The sequence below is a fragment of the Neptunomonas antarctica genome (assembly GCF_001305295.1).
Lineage (GTDB): Bacteria > Pseudomonadota > Gammaproteobacteria > Pseudomonadales > Balneatricaceae > Neptunomonas > Neptunomonas antarctica.
Genome location: NZ_LJSI01000045.1, coordinates 30,477 through 44,785, shown reverse-complemented (window position 1 = coordinate 44,785; position 14,309 = coordinate 30,477). Strand labels below are relative to the sequence as shown.

The window sequence follows — 14,309 nt, the reverse complement described above, 5'->3', positions numbered from 1 at the left end:
ATGAATGCTGCCGACATTATTAAAGAAATGCGGGTTCTCGCGGTAATAGAACCTGCCCTTGAAATAGCACGCCGTATCAGCTTCATCAAACAGCGTTTACGTAACTCAGGTCTCAAAAATCTGGTTTTGGGCATCAGCGGCGGTGTTGATTCATCGACCTGCGGCAGGCTGGCACAGCTAGCCGTTGATGAACTCAATACAGAAACTCAATCAACTGATTATGCTTTCATCGCTGTACGCCTACCCTATGGCATACAGCATGATGAGGACGATGCACAACAGGCACTTGCGTTTATCCTGCCGACCGAAAACCTCACTGTTAATGTGAAGCCCGGTGCGGATGCTATACATCAGGAAGTCACGCAAACGCTAAACCAAAGCCAGCGCCTGAATGTAAGCGAAGCGGCTATCGATTTTGCTAAAGGTAATGTAAAAGCCCGCGCGCGAATGATAGCTCAGTATGAAATTGCGGGCATAGTAGGTGCTTTGGTTTTGGGTACAGATCACTCTGCTGAAAACATCACCGGCTTTTATACTAAGTGGGGCGACGGTGCATGTGACCTGGCGCCGCTATTTGGTCTGAGTAAACGACAGGTGCGTCAGCTTGCATTGGAACTCGGTGCGCCAGAAAGCCTGGTGCATAAAACACCCACGGCGGATCTGGAATGCCTTGCGCCGCAAAAAGCCGATGAACAGGCGTTAGGACTCACCTACGAAAACATTGATGACTTTCTGGAAGGTAAAAACGTAGAGGCTGAAATTCAGGAAAAGCTGATTAGCATCTATCTGAAAACCCAGCATAAACGCCAGGCTATTCCGACTATCTATGATTAACGAACACCGTTAAATAGAAAATTTTCACACGCACAGAAAGAAGAGTCAGATACGCCCTTCCAACTGATAGGCAAGTGGATCAACAACAGGCTGGCGTCCTAATAACATATCGGCATGCAGTCGTGTCGAAGCGGGAGCCAAAACCAACCCATTACGATATTGCCCCGCATTGACAGCCAAACCATCAACACCGGGGACATCACCGATAAACGGTACTCCTTCCGGCGAACCTGGTCGCAACCCCGCCCAATGATGTTCAACCTCACAACCTGCTAGCGCCGGAATGATCTGCAGAGCTGTTTGGTGTAAAGATTGATAAGCATCTTGTGTGGTATTTTTATCAAATCCCTCTCGTTCAAGTGTGGAACCCACCAGAACCCGGCCATCATTACGCGGAATAACGTAGCGACCGGCCATTAGAATAACGCGGTTAACTGTACCTATCGGGGTTTTAAAAATCATCATTTGACCTTTAACAGGTTCAATCGGCAGATTAATATTCAACGGCTTTAATAATTCGCCACTCCAGGCGCCCGCAGTAATAATGGTTTTCCCGCCGGTAATATCACCCTGAGCCGTTCGGACGCCATGAACCTTATCGTTATCCAGCAATAACCGTTGCACTTCATGGTGTTCATATAAGACTACATTAGGCGATTTATCCAAACTCGCTCTCAATGCCTTACCTAAACGCGGATTGCGAATACTAGAGACTTCCGGCATCCACAATGCACCTCCATAACCGCTACAGAAATTAGCTTCCCGCGTATAAAGATGAGCCGCATCAACTTTACTCATCGGACGGTTAAACGCCGCCGCCCAGTTCAACGCATCTGTCTCATCCTCAACATCCACCATATACATGCCTTTCTGGCGAAGCTCAGAGTCGCAGCCGGTTTCTTCGAGCAGATCCTGTGACAGATGCAAATAACTACTTTGTGACCAGGTTGCCAGCTGAGTTACCGCATCCGCATAACGCCATGGATACAACGGTGACACAATTCCACCGCCGGCCCATGTCGACTCCTGTGCACATCCAGAGCGATCCACCAGCGACACAGTAGCACCCGCTTGCATTAACTCCCGCGCTAGCATCATACCTATAACGCCTGCACCCACTATTACAAAGTCACTCATGACCAGACCGTTCCTGACTTTCAGAATAAATAAAGCAGTCTAGTGTATTTCAGGGTTCAAATGAACGAACTCTTCCTGTTGAATTCAATACCAAATGAATTGAGTAATCTGAATTATCCAAGTTCATTTCAAAGGTACCATTAGATCCCCAGTCCAAACGACCTGATGGCAAATAATTGAGTCCATCTCCTCTGTTCCATGTTGCACTAATTCCAGCTGGGAAAGAGTAAACCCGGACCGTTTCATCTACACCCTCAGTAAACACCCTGTCATCATTAACGTCATGGAATACTAAGAGTCCACTGGACCAGATTTTCGTACCCACCTGGCTTGTGCCATTACACGCGATGGAGTTAATACTCTCAAGGTTACATACACGCACCTGCCAATCTCTCTTTATAGATTCTGACCGAGCGATAGATAAAGCACTGCGTAATGTTTGCGCTGATGAAACGACTTGTGTACGCGCCAATAAACTGACGAAGGAAGGGATAGCTACTGTTATTAAAATAACCAGCAAGGCTATTGAGATCATGAGTTCGATTAATGTAAAACCACTTTGTTTATACTCTGCTCGATAAAAACGAGCATAACGAACATCCATGTTCATATATTACTCCAAACTGTCTTCCTGACACTTTAAAAACCTAACCGCGAATTCAACCGTGAATTCAATTATCTACCAGCACTCCTGAGCACTTCCCGGTCCGCTTGCAGCACGCACACCTACGTGAGTAATACTTAAAGTTCCACATTGGACATCACTTGCTTGAGCACCCTGCGGAGCAGCCTGCAAAGTAAACGCTTGGGCCGTAGGGTCTGCAGGAAAAGAAAATGTGTATCGTGCGGCTATCCCGTTCTCAGCAGTGCAACTAGCTGCAGGTATAGCGACCCCCACATAACTCATATTACTGGTGTAACGTCTCTCCATCCCCTGGGCCAGATCCAATAAGCAACCTGCTGCCGTGTTACGCCATGATTTAAGCACATACTGCTGGTAGCTGGGATAAGCTATTGAGGCTAAAATAGCCACGATAGCGACTACTATCATCAACTCTATTAACGAAAAACCTTGTTGTTTTTTCATATTAAATTATCAGTTTAATTGTAATGTTATTGAAATCATTTCCGGCAACTGATCTGACCGCTTTGGCTCTTTTGTCATAAAACGAATATTATCACCTACGGAGAGATCACTGACACGCTCCCAACTATCCATCACCCTCACTTTAATGCTTCTCGACACCACATACATAACGCCATTAACAGTGATTTTTGTCTTTTTTTTCCTATCAATCGCTTCAATTTCACCCGAAAGCAAGATTGATATTGAACTTCTGATTGTATTACCGGAAGAACCTTCTGCCCATCCTGAAGCAGGAAAAGTTAGCATCAGAACCAAAGACAACATAACTATTCTGATCATTGTCTATTCCTCATTACCGAAAGATTTGTTGCCATTTTTGACGCCCGTATCCTGGCCCACAAAAACTGTTGATTACTTTCTGACTCCCCCCCTGAATATATTTAGTGGTACAGCCATTTTCATCATCAAGCAAAGGCGTTATTTTCGAAGCGCCAGTCCCTGTTTTTATAGCAGTGATCGGAACAAGAACTTCCTCACCACCAATCGTCACAGTCACCATATCATCTTTGCCGTAAGCGCCGTCTTCATTAAGGTCAAAGGCAGAGTAAGAAAGTCGGCTACCCGTTTCTGCTTTCAAATCAAATAACCAACTATCTCCAGATGGATTACAAACTGAATCGATAGGAATACTTGAGCTAAATATCAGACGATCTCTGCGTAACAACAGTTCTGTGACTTGGCGTTCTCCAGCCTCTACACCTGATGGTGGAATCAAATCCATATACCAGCCCTTGTCTGTTGTACTTAGTGCATTATTTGAAATGACGCGGATGGTCTCGGTCGTCGTCGTATCATCATTCGTTGCTAGTGTGCCTTTGGTATCTGTAAAGGTAACACCATCTTCGTAAATAATGGATTGTTGCTGTAACTGGGAACGACCACTGGCATTACTGACAACAGAGCCTTTATCCCAGATACCGTAAATACTTTGTACACCACCCGCCGCACCATTATTATCAGTAGTTTCTATATATTTTCCTGTTCCAAAATACACCATAATGCCCACGTCACTTGAATGCTTATTCACGGAAACTTTTGTCGTGATAGGCTGGTGCTCTGTGCAAAGCTCATCGGAGCATGCTGTATAAGCTTTATAGGCCAGCCCCCAAGAAGCGATAGTTGAACCTGACAAATCAAATTTCCAAAGATTACCAAACAGGTCGCCAGCATAAAGGTAGTCAGTTTTAGAGTCATTATTGGTATCGACCAAGGTTACTCTAGGTAAACCATTAGGGCGATTTTGGCTGGTGGGGTCTTCATCCATGCCCGTGGCCGTTGTTATATTTTTCACTAAAGAGCCATTTTCAAGATCCACAATAAATACAGACGCATCACCCGTTAAGCTCGCATGACCATCCGCTTCTGTATTGTTGTAGCCACTGCCAAATATCGCATACCATTTATTATCATTTAATTTTGCAATAACGGGCTGGCTATATGAATACCCGAGCTCAGCATCATCGGCGTCGGTAAACTCCCATAAAAACACATTGTCTGCATTATCTTCACTAAAACTAACGGTATTATCACTAACTCCTTCAGGATCAGTAACATCCAAGGCAAAGATACTCTGCCCCCCCTTATTCAACCCTGAAACCAATACAGTTCGCCACTCAGCACTGGAACCGGTGTCAATAAACGCATCCTGTATCGTGGGTGTGCCATCAACATAATACTGATGACTATAATTTATCACAGACAAATTCTTCAGATCTGGTAACAAAATTCCTGGTATATAAGCCATCAATTCATCACCATCAGCCGCATCAAACGCATGCAACATGCCGTCATTTGCACCCACATAAATAACAGGTGTACGGTCTTTTAATCGGGCGGCAAATTGGGCATAAGTTTCTGATCCTGATTCAAAAGTGTCTGTATAGTTTCTGTTCGGCGCCCCTACATAAATCGGACTTGAATGAACAATATCACCGAGCAAGGAGGTTCTGGCTCTATAAGCAGTTACGGCACGCCCACGTAAATAATCGACGAGGTTAAGGTCATCATCAAAGTTATCTGCTAACAACCCTGCTATCGAAGCATTAGTAGCCGCGCTGTTAGCAGCATCACCATCAAAATAGTCGCGATTAAACCCCGTTCCGGTACTGCCTATGTTGGTAATAATGTTACGAATATCCCACGCGGGTATAAGATCGGCAGCATCCCATACTTCTGCCGGCATCTGCTCTCCATAGGTGTCACTTGCCACATCGGTGTCTAATTCAGTTAATAGCTCTCCATAAGTACCGCTCGTAGTATCGGTATCAAATTCATACGTGACTAAACTACCAACCCAATCGCCGCTATTAAAACTCGCCTGATAAATCAACGTACCTACCTGAAGACTACCGGTACTTGCAGCAGCAGAAGAAGCGGCTCCCGCACGCGCCAGAATATCGTTTATCGCAGCTTTTAACTTGGTGGTTAGCTCGTCTGCATTATTTGCATTCTCATACCCGCCCTGACCATAGGCAGCAGCATCCTCAAGCATCTGATTTTCTGTCGCAAAACCAATGGTATAAGTGAGCATGTTTTGCTGTGCAAATTTAGCGTTGTCCGTTGTGTCATCCCAACTAATACCGTCCAGATCGTTACCATTAACGTCAAACGTCTTCATATCAATTTCATTAGCAAACAGTGCAATATCATCTAAGTAGAGCGTTGCACCTTCGGAGTTACCTGAAGTATCAAAACCATCCGAATACTGAGGAAAGGACGGATACTGCGAACTGTTTGTGTTCGGGTGCTCCCCATCCCAGTCAGGTAAGCTTTTGCCGGTATTTAATACATCCGCAGGATCGTTAGTCGGATAATTCCTATCATAGGTTGGAAAACCATCAGTGATAGCTATCGTGAAATTCTTTTGGCAGCGATATTGAATAGGGCTCGTATAAGTAGTGTTTGAATGGTAATAGCTGCTTAATCCACGAAAATAACGTGTCACCTCATACAAGGCTTCAGCAAGTGGCGTATTCGTTGATGCTGACAATCCATTCAATGATGTTTGAATATCAGCAACACTACTACCACAGTTCCGATTAATCGTTGCCCCATGTCCATAACTGTAACTGCTAGGGCCATAGAAGCTAGATAAGCCAAACCTGACATTATCAAAATCAGGAATCAAATTGGAGGCCACATTGCGCGCCACATTCATTCGATAATCGTCAGGAATCGTGCTTCCTCCTCGCAAATCAGTGCCCGATGAGTACGTGTTTAACAGGTAATTAATATAAGCACCGGTATAACGGGTATTCTCACCACCGACAGGATCAGGCAGCCTTAAACATTTGGATTGACTAGCATCAGCTGTGTAAAACTTCAAAAACCCTGTGCTACAGTTATGTCTCACTCCACGCAAAGGATAAAAATTACCTTCATTGTTTGAATAAACACTTCCATAATAATAATAGCCACCAGAAGAATAATATTCCAGAGGGCGCCATTCTGTTTGATTATCAGCGGGCGGATTTGCCAGAAAATAATCCGACTCGATAATCGTATCCATACTGCCCGAATTATCTATCAGCAACATAATATTAGGTTCGGCGCTGGTAGATACACTTAACGGCGCATCTGATAAAGATAAATTACCCGCCGCTACATTGCCTACAGCCAGATGCATTATAAAAACAGCCGTAATTACACGCTTGTGGCTAAACATAAAATCCACCTCAATCAAAACGTTTAACATATTCTGTTTGCATCAGCACTTCAGAAGTAGAACTTCCGCCAAATGCTCTAATCGTGCTACGAAAACGATAATCACCCGAAATATCGTCAGGTTCAAGACTGTCTTTTTTAAAATCAGCCCACTCCAGCGTCATTTCCGGCTGAGCTGAAACACCTTCAATTACCGATGCCCCAGCACCCACAAATGCATCATCTGCATATGTTGTGGTACTACTACCCCAATTAGCAGCACCGCTCTCTAAATCAGTAACTACACTGGAAACATTATTAACGGCATCATACACATTGCCTCCACACGCAGCTAAGCAAGGATAGGTTTCAAATACAGGCTTAACACTTTGATCTCTTATCCAGCTTTCTGCATAATCCAAGGCAATTTCGCCAGAATGAAAGCCAATATGTGAATCACGCATATTTCCCACCATACGCTCCTGCATCGTTGTTCCCTGCATGGCACTTAAGCCCATGATCGACATCAACAGCAACATAATGAGCGCAATAATGAGTGTCGCTCCTCGCTCATAGCTTCTCTTGCAATTCATCATAAAAACACTACCAATTAAGGTTTATCCAATAACGCATTACGCAATGCTATCGTGGTAGCAAATGCTTGATACAAGCGCCTGTCACTGGTATCAACTGCAGCAAAAGGTGCTGCTAATGTTTGAGCCGTATCAACTGCCCCTCGTTCTCCACCAACGGCTAATATCCATACTCGGACTGCGACTACCTGAGTCCAGTCAATACCAACCGTACTACTTGGAGCAAAGCGATCAACCTGAAAATCGTTATTTGTATCCAGACCATAGCTGAAAATGATGCTTGCAACACCTTCAACAAGCGCCTGCGTCCCTGCATACAATGTTGATATACCAGACTGCCCATCAGGAGCCACGTACAATGCCAAACCGCCACCACTATCATGAGTATCGATAAATAACATTTCACTGGTCACAGCATCATTTACCTGATCATCTACTGCGCTCGGCAAACTCGCTTGCGCTGTAACTTGTGGATAACCAATTAATGCACGCTGAGCTGTATCAGTAAAGCCCGCCATGCGAAGCTCTTGCGAAACTAGTTCCAGCGCGAAACGCCCGCTCTCCTGGGCTCGGGACAGCGCATCCTGAACCTTGTAAGTCTGACTCATCGCGAGAAAGGCATTGATCACAGCACCGACAATAATCAACCCTAATACTAAAGCAATCATTAGTTCGATAAGAGAGAAGCCACCTTGCCCTCTCTTATAGCGGTGCTGATATTGCTGCTTATTTTTATCCATCATATATTCATTGAAAATTGAAAAAAAGTGAGTCCATCAATACCGCATATCGCAGCAGAACCATCCGTGCCTGCACCTCGATTATCATCCCAACACACAGTAATAATAACCTGCTCGCCATCTCCAGATATCGCTATGCTGCCATCTCCAGCAGGCAAAACTGCGAGTGACGTCAGCCATACACTCAAATCAGACGTCGCCAGTGGAGTCCCACTACAAGAATAAGAAACACTATCCGCTCCTGCGCAAGCTAAAGGATTTGCTGGAATGTCTGCGGCTATTGCTTGAGCGTAAGAAGCACTTGCCTCTCCATTAATACTAATGCGGTCTGCCATATCGTAGGCTAAAGTAATTGCCTGCGACCGAAGATAAGAGCTTTGATTCAGCTGCACGGCTCTAATCTGCAACGTAGCCATCCCCAATAAACCAACGGATAAGACAAGTAATGTAATCAGAACCTCTATCAGACCGACACCATGCTGGTATGGCAAATAACGCTGGAATTTCATTCTGTTTACATGCAGCATATTTATTAACAACCTGTCCGGGAAAGAGAAACCCGTCCTATTGCAGTGACATCAATAATGCGTTTTTCATTGCCGCTGCAGTCACTCAAACTTGCTTCTATCTGCGTCGCAACATTTACGCGCCCCGTTCCCAAAAAAGATATCTCTGCATCGGCACCTGTCTGATCAATAACAACAACTCCTTCAGGCGCATCCCATGTACGCAATGCCGTAGCAGTACCATTAACATAGACAACCCAGCCATCGACCCATGTACCAGGAGCGGCCGTGCATCCAACTATAACGCCACCAGGGCATACGTTAACCTGTTGATTACGTTTGACAGCTTCGCTTCTCGCAAACTGCAATGCTGTTACCATGCCATTTGCCAGAGCCTTTGCTTGGGTATTTCTAATCAAATCAGAGAAACCCGGAATCGCAACGGTTGTTAATATTGCCAATATCGAGACAGTCACCATCAGCTCTATTAATGTAAATCCGCGGTTTTTTATCATAATGCCATCTTGTCAATGTAATCATCAGAAATTCCTTTTCTATCGTTTACTTTTTCCATGAAAGATCAAACGCATAATACAACTTCTAAACTGTACAAAATCTAAACACACCAGCAATATGAGTATAGGCTAAAAAAAAAGATGTGAGCATTTTTTAAACAGGAGCTAGAAAGGGGAATTTAATGCGGGAAGACAATCCTTGTCTTTATGCCTGTAACTGTCAGCAGAAATTTAAGCTGTTATCTCCAGAATTTCTACTTCAAACTCTAAAGTTTTTCCGGCAAGTGGATGGTTAAAATCGACCTCCACGTTTTTTTCATCGAACGAGACAACAACACCGGGCAGCTCTCCACTGGCATCCTGAAAGCCGATAATTAACCCAGATTCCAGCTCCATACCTGCAAAATTTTCGCGCCCTACTTTTTGTACATTACTAGGGTTGGACATGCCGAATCCATGTTCTGGTGTGATTTGAAAAACCTGCCTGTCTCCCGCTTTCAACCCAAAGATAGCCGCTTCAAATCCAGCCAGCATATTGCCATCACCGACGGTAAACATAGCCGGCTTCCCCGCAAAATTACTATCGACGACATCACCGCTCTGCAATCTGATTTCAAAATACAGGGTGATGGTTGTTTCAGGACCTATTGTTTTAGGAGCTAGTATTTCAGAACCTGTCATTTGTTCACTCATCGTTATCTCCGGCGCGGGTGTTTTTGAAAATCATCGGTATTATTGTTGGCTTCAGCCTCACTCTGTTTTTCCAAAAACAGCATATCGATAATCATGATAACGGCACCGAGCGTGATGGCGCTGTCTGCAAGATTGAACGCAGGAAAGAAATAGGACTGGTAATATACTGAAATAAAATCCACTACGTATCCCAGCATAATCCGGTCATGCAAATTACCTAAAGCACCGCCAAGAATCAGTGCCAGCCCCATGCCCAGCCACCACTGCTTTTTATCGGTACGCTTTAACCAAACAACTAACACTATACTAATCGCTATCGCAATCACTACAAACAACCAACGCTGCCAACCGCTCTCATCTGATAAAAAGCTGAAGGCGGCACCGGTGTTGTACAACAGCGTCATATCCAAACCGGGAAACAGTGTTTGAGGGACACCGTAGCCTAGTGATTCCTGTGCAATATTCTTACTCAAAAGGTCTGCGACTAACACAAACACGGTTAGCCACAGCCACTTTAACGCACCCACTTTAATTTCCTTATTCGTTGCTGCCATTGATTCTTAATGTAAAAACGTACCAAATTGTTTAAATACGGTTTTTTAAGTACCCTTTTTCAAGTACATGCTTACGCAAACTCTTATATAGTTTTTATGCAAACAAGCGTGTTTCGCCTTCGCCATAAACATTGTCTACACAACGATTGCATAACTCTGGATATTCAACATGAGCACCCACATCTGCACGATGATGCCAGCAACGTTCACACTTAGCATGCTCTGATGTTTGTAGCACAACTTTTAGCCCGTCAAGCTCGGTATCTCGTGCGCCATCGGCTTCAGATAACGGTTTCAAAGCCGCTTCAGAGGTAATCAATACGAAACGCAGCTCATCGCCCAAACGCGCCAGATCAGACATAATGCTGTCATCCACGTATAAAGTAACTTCTGTCGAAAGCGATGCTTTTACCAGTTTTTCGCTACGCGCCTCTTCCAGTACTTTATTCACAGCGCTTTTAACCGCTAGAATGCGTTCCCAGAACTCACGATCGAAGACAGCATCAGCACCCAACTCAAACAGGCCTTCATACCAGGTTTCAAAGAAAACACTGTCTTTTTTGTCCTGACCCGGCAGTGCCGCATAAATTTCTTCTGCCGTAAAGCTGAGGATAGGCGTAATCCAACGCGTCAATGCTTGCGCGATGTGATAAAGCGCCGTCTGGCAAGAGTGACGTACCAAGCTATCGGCTTTGGTGGTGTATTGACGATCTTTGATAATATCCAGATAGAAGCCTCCCAGTTCCTGAACACAGAAATGATGAACCTGCTGGAACACATCCAGAAAACGATAGTTGGCGTAAGATTCTTTCACTTTCTCTTGCAAGCGTGCGGTGGCATCAACGGCCCAACGGTCTAATGCCAGCATATCTTCTGGTGCGACCAGATCAGTGACCGGATCAAAACCGTTCAGGTTCGCCAGCAGAAAACGTGATGTATTACGAATACGGCGATAAGAATCAGCCGTTCGCTGTAAAATCTGTTTAGAAACGGCCATTTCACCCGAATAATCCGTTGAAGCTACCCATAGACGCAGAATATCTGCACCTAAGGTGTCGGTCACTTCTTGTGGAACAACCGTATTACCCAGCGATTTTGACATTTTATAACCCTTCTCATCGACGGTAAAACCGTGCGTGAGAAGCTCTTTATACGGCGCATGTCCATCAATCGCGCAACCGGTCAGTAGCGATGAGTGGAACCAGCCACGGTGCTGATCAGAACCTTCCAGATATAAATCTGCACGCGGCCCCTGGTCATGCCCCATCGGGTGAGAACCCCGCATCACATGCCAGTGTGTTGTTCCTGAATCGAACCACACATCCAGGGTATCTGTAACCTTGTCATATTGACCGGCTTCATCGCCCAGCAATTCAGCGGCGTCGAGCTTAAACCAAGCTTCGATGCCTTCTTTCTCAACCCGTTGAGCGACCTGTTCGATCAACGCAACGGTATTATGATGCAGCTCACCGGTTTCTTTATTCAGGAAGAAAGGAATCGGCACACCCCAGTTACGCTGACGCGAGATGCACCAGTCTGGTCGATTAGCGATCATGCTGTGCAAACGCGGCTTACCCCAACCCGGTACAAACTGTGTCTGCTCGATAGCCGCCAACGCACTCTCACGTAGCGTGCTACCGTCATTAGCCTGCTTATCCATGCCAACAAACCACTGCGCCGTTGCACGGTAGATAAGTGGTGTTTTATGGCGCCAGCAATGCATATAACTATGCTTAATGGTCTTATGCGTCAGTAAACGCTCATTTTCGCGTAATTTCTCGATAACTTTTGGATTGGCATCCCAGATAGACAAGCCACCAAAGTATTCCAGATCATCGACATACACACCGTCTGCTTTCACCAGGTTAAGAATCTGATCAAATTCCATACCGTAACTACGGCAGGCCACGAAGTCTTCTACGCCATAAGCTGGTGATGAGTGAACAATCCCCGTGCCTGCATCCAACGCCACATATTCCGCCAGATAAATAGGCGATTCACGGTCATAAATAGGATGTTTAAAGGCGATATGCTCCAGTGCACTACCGACTGTTTTAGCTACAATCTGGCCTTCCAGCCCGTAACGTTCCAAGCAGCTTTCAGCCAACTCTGCGGCCAGCATCAGGTAACGATCACCGGTATCAACCAATGCGTATTCAAATTCAGGATGTACGTTCATCGCCTGATTGGCAGGAATGGTCCAGGGTGTGGTTGTCCAGATAACAGAGAATGCAGGCTTCTCGAGCGAAGCAAGCCCGAAAGCAGTCGCTAATTTATCAACATCTTTGCATTCAAACGTCACATCAATCGCTGAAGATTTTTTGTCTGCGTATTCAACTTCAGCCTCAGCCAATGCGGAACCACAATCAAAACACCAGTTAACAGGCTTAAGTCCTTTAAAAACATAACCACCTTCAACCATTTTTGCTAAGGCTCGAATCTCTCCGGCTTCGTTAGCAAAATCCATAGTTTTGTAGGGATTGTCCCAATCGCCCAAAAGACCTAAACGAATAAAGTCGTTTTTCTGGCCTTCGATCTGCTCTTGAGCATAACTACGACAGAGTTCACGGGTTTTATCTGCACCCATACCTTTGCCATAAGTGACTTCAACTTTATGCTCGATTGGCAAACCATGGCAATCCCAACCCGGCACATAAGGCGCATCAAAACCATCCAGCGTTTTGGATTTGATGATGATATCTTTCAAAACTTTGTTCACTGCATGACCAAGATGGATATTACCATTGGCGTAAGGAGGCCCATCATGCAGAATAAATTTCGGACGACCGGCACTCATCTCCCGAATCTTCTGGTATAAACCCATATCCTGCCATGCTTTCAGCATATCGGGTTCACGCTTAGCCAGATTGCCGCGCATTGGGAATTCCGTATCCGGTAGATTCAGTGTCGCTTTATAGTCGGTCATCACATTTATTCCAGATCATTTAAGCTGAGCAAAATAGGTTTGCGCCGCTTCTATATCATTAAAAATTTGTTTTCGGAGTTGCTCCAGCCCATCGAATTTCTGCTCTTTTCGCAAGAAGGACTCAAATTCAACACTAAGCAACTGCCCATATAAATCACCCTGATATTCAAACAGGTGGACCTCTAACACTGGCTGGGTGCCATTCACCGTGGGACGCATCCCGATATTACACACACCCTGCCCTAATAATTTCTGATCACGATACACCGTTACGGCATAAACTCCACGCAACGGAGCAGCAAACCGGTGCATCCGAATATTCGCGGTTGGCGCGCCCAGCTGCCTTGCTAGCTGCTGACCATGCATAACGCGGCCGGCGATGCGATACCTGCGCCCGAGAAGACGCTCAGCCAACTCAAAATCATTTTCTTCAAGAACACGCCTGACCCGCGTACTACTTACCCGCTCAGCATCAACAACGAAGGTTTGTGTATTAACCACTTTAAAACCGTATTGCTGCCCCGCTGATTTGAGCATTTGATAATCGCCAAGACGGTCACAACCAAAGCGAAAATCATCGCCCACAACAAAATGTTTTACATCAAGGCCTTCTAACAAAAGATTTTCAATGAACCCTGATGCCGTCATTTTTTGTAATTGAGCATTGAACGTAAGACATAACACCCGATCAACACCCTGGGCCTCCAATAGGCGTACTTTTTCACCAAAACGGGTCAGTCTTGAAGGTACATTTTCACCATCGAAGAATTCGCGCGGCTGTGGCTCAAAAATAACCACGGTAGTCGGCAGCCCTAATTCGATAGCTTTCGCTTTTACTTGCTCCAGCACACGAATGTGTCCGAGATGGACACCATCGAAATTTCCGATGGTGGCCACACATCCGCGATGCTTTTCACGTAAATTATGTAGTCCGCGAATCAATTCCATCGAATTCAATACAACCTAAAGAAAAACGCCGGATTATAGCTCACTTACTGTACAACGAGTACTGCAAATTCGCA

At 45.2% G+C, this 14,309-nt stretch carries 14 protein-coding genes; 1 reads left to right on the top strand and 13 read right to left on the bottom strand.

What is annotated here, in order from left to right:
* Positions 1–834: an ammonia-dependent NAD(+) synthetase gene (nadE, locus tag Nant_RS11805; RefSeq protein ID WP_054341859.1), complete on the top strand. Its 834-nt coding sequence runs from the start codon at positions 1–3 to the stop codon at positions 832–834.
* Positions 835–879: 45 nt separating this feature from the next.
* Here nadE and thiO read toward each other — a convergent pair whose 3' ends face one another.
* The 13 genes from thiO to ribF form a co-directional block, all read right to left on the bottom strand.
* Entirely contained in the window at positions 880–1,971 is a 1,092-nt protein-coding gene (thiO, locus tag Nant_RS11800; protein ID WP_054341858.1) for a glycine oxidase ThiO, read from the bottom strand.
* A gap of 49 nt (positions 1,972–2,020) precedes the next feature.
* The gene (locus tag Nant_RS11795; protein ID WP_054341857.1) at positions 2,021–2,581 is read right to left on the bottom strand and encodes a GspH/FimT family pseudopilin; all 561 of its coding nucleotides are present in this window, start codon (positions 2,579–2,581) and stop codon (positions 2,021–2,023) included.
* Between the two features lie 69 nt (positions 2,582–2,650).
* Complete coding sequence (locus Nant_RS21720) at positions 2,651–3,058, bottom strand: type IV pilin protein (protein WP_054341856.1); 408 nt, start codon at positions 3,056–3,058, stop codon at positions 2,651–2,653.
* 9 nt (positions 3,059–3,067) lie between these two features.
* Positions 3,068–3,397 carry a hypothetical protein gene (locus tag Nant_RS11785; RefSeq protein ID WP_054341855.1) on the bottom strand — a complete coding sequence of 110 codons (330 nt, stop codon included), beginning with the start codon at positions 3,395–3,397 and terminating at the stop codon, positions 3,068–3,070.
* 13 nt (positions 3,398–3,410) lie between these two features.
* Positions 3,411–6,782, bottom strand: coding sequence for a pilus assembly protein (locus Nant_RS11780; protein ID WP_162224944.1), 3,372 nt, complete (start codon positions 6,780–6,782; stop codon positions 3,411–3,413).
* Positions 6,783–6,792: 10 nt separating this feature from the next.
* A complete protein-coding gene (locus Nant_RS11775) occupies positions 6,793–7,356 on the bottom strand; it encodes a pilus assembly PilX family protein (protein WP_082400232.1) in 564 nt (187 codons plus the stop codon).
* A gap of 14 nt (positions 7,357–7,370) precedes the next feature.
* The gene (locus Nant_RS11770; RefSeq protein WP_082400230.1) at positions 7,371–8,096 is read right to left on the bottom strand and encodes a PilW family protein; all 726 of its coding nucleotides are present in this window, start codon (positions 8,094–8,096) and stop codon (positions 7,371–7,373) included.
* Positions 8,093–8,602 carry a type IV pilus modification protein PilV gene (pilV, locus tag Nant_RS11765; protein ID WP_162224943.1) on the bottom strand — a complete coding sequence of 170 codons (510 nt, stop codon included), beginning with the start codon at positions 8,600–8,602 and terminating at the stop codon, positions 8,093–8,095. The genes Nant_RS11770 and pilV overlap by 4 nt, the downstream gene beginning before the upstream one ends.
* Positions 8,603–8,625: 23 nt before the next feature.
* On the bottom strand, positions 8,626–9,114 hold the full coding sequence (locus tag Nant_RS11760) for a GspH/FimT family pseudopilin (protein ID WP_054341850.1): 489 nt from the start codon (positions 9,112–9,114) through the stop codon (positions 8,626–8,628).
* Positions 9,115–9,345: 231 nt separating this feature from the next.
* Positions 9,346–9,807, bottom strand: coding sequence for an FKBP-type peptidyl-prolyl cis-trans isomerase (locus Nant_RS11755; RefSeq protein WP_238377132.1), 462 nt, complete (start codon positions 9,805–9,807; stop codon positions 9,346–9,348).
* Positions 9,808–9,809: 2 nt separating this feature from the next.
* Positions 9,810–10,334: a signal peptidase II gene (gene lspA, locus Nant_RS11750; RefSeq protein ID WP_420798928.1), complete on the bottom strand. Its 525-nt coding sequence runs from the start codon at positions 10,332–10,334 to the stop codon at positions 9,810–9,812.
* A 121-nt stretch (positions 10,335–10,455) separates the two neighbouring features.
* A complete protein-coding gene (gene ileS, locus Nant_RS11745) occupies positions 10,456–13,287 on the bottom strand; it encodes an isoleucine--tRNA ligase (RefSeq protein WP_054341848.1) in 2,832 nt (943 codons plus the stop codon).
* A 15-nt stretch (positions 13,288–13,302) separates the two neighbouring features.
* Positions 13,303–14,235, bottom strand: coding sequence for a bifunctional riboflavin kinase/FAD synthetase (gene ribF, locus Nant_RS11740; RefSeq protein ID WP_054341847.1), 933 nt, complete (start codon positions 14,233–14,235; stop codon positions 13,303–13,305).
* Positions 14,236–14,309: the final 74 nt, after the last annotated feature.